Here is a 1,541-nt window from a genome sequence, read left to right as displayed (position 1 = left end):
GTGGTGTAACTTACGCCCACACCGCCGCCAACAAGTTGCTCAGTAATAGTAATTTCACTGCCAGCCGGTAAATCAGATGTACCGTTTAATAACACCAATGAACCTAATAAGAAGGTAGGTGTAAATGCTAAGTCTGGCGGTGTTATATCGACTTCGCCACTGTCCGTGCCGGTGCCTGTGTTGCCTGCAGCATCGGTGATGCTGGCGCTGACGCTGTAATTACCTTCCGCTAAATCGCCGCTTGGCGTTGCACTCCAGTTACCACTTGCATCGGTTTGTACATCAATGCTTTGAGTGGCATTCGCTGCATCTGTAAACGTAACTGTGATAGTGCTATTAGGTGCATCACTGGTGCCAGTCACTGTGGGTGTGGTGTCATTGGTGAGTACTGGCGCATTTACACTCACACTCGGTGCGGTCGTATCAATGGTGCCGTTGCCTATAATATCGGTGCTGTTACCTGCCACATCGCTGATGTTAGCTTCAATACTATATGGTCCTTCTGCTATCGCTGTTGGCACTTCGACTGAGAAGTTGCCATCTTCATCAACCGTGGTGGTGAACGTTTGTGTATTGCCTAAATCGTCCACCACGGTGAAGTTAATAACGGTGCCTTCAACGGCATCGCTTGTGCCGCTAAGTGTCGGGGTGATGTCGCTACTTGAGCCTGGACTGGTAAGTACAAGTGTCGGTGCAATGGTGTCTATTTCACCAGCGCCAGTAGCGGTGGTGTCATTGCCTGCTGCATCGCTCACGCTTGCGCTGATGGTGTATCCACCTTCTGCAATGGCTGCCGGTACAGGAATTGACCACGTACCATTAGCAAGTACGGTGGCGCTCATTGTTTGTGGTGTGCCACTGCTATCTGTCACTATAACCGTTACCGTACTGCCTTGCGGTGCATCACTACTGCCTGCAATCGTTGGCGTGGTGTCGTTGCCTGCACCGTTGTTGGTAATAACAAGGCTCGGACCTGTTAGATCTATCTGACCTGTCTCTGTGGCGCTGCCAATATTACCCAGTCCATCATCTACCTGTGCGGTAACAATGTATTCGCCTTCGGCTAAATCAGTTGGTGCATCGACACTCCATACACCACCCGTTACGGTCGTATCAACAGTCGTAATATTCCCTGCACTGTCTTCAAACGTTAAGCTAATGGTTGTGCCATCAGCTGCATCACTTGTCCCGCGAATTTCTGGCGTGGTGTCATTGGTGTCAACCAGTGCATTAATACTGATGCTTGGCGCAGTGGTATTGAGTGTCGCGGTTTCACTTAACGTGGTGGTGTTGCCTGCGCTATCACTAACGCTAGCTTCAATGGTGAGCTCACCATCGCTCAGTGCATTCGGTACATCTGCTGACCAACTGCCATCGGCTTGTACTGTCGCGGTGAACGTTTCTGTGTTATCTGCATCCCTGACGTTAATCGTTATAACCGTGCCTGCTGGCGCGTTTGATGTCCCGCTAATTGTTGGTGTGCTGTTATTCGTGGCGCCCACGGTATCCAGTGTTAATGTCGGTGCTAAGGTATCAAGAGT

The 1,541-nt window shown here is 50.4% G+C and carries 1 protein-coding gene; it reads right to left on the bottom strand.

The features are described from left to right. The coding region (locus GQR46_RS19500) for an Ig-like domain-containing protein (RefSeq protein WP_206009712.1) at window positions 1-1,541 on the bottom strand (1,541 nt) is incomplete at both ends.

This window comes from Pseudoalteromonas sp. Z1A6, from assembly GCF_011378745.1.
Lineage (GTDB): Bacteria > Pseudomonadota > Gammaproteobacteria > Enterobacterales > Alteromonadaceae > Pseudoalteromonas > Pseudoalteromonas arctica.
The sequence above is the reverse complement of the archived record's forward strand: the minus strand, read 5'-3'. Positions and strand labels throughout refer to the sequence as shown.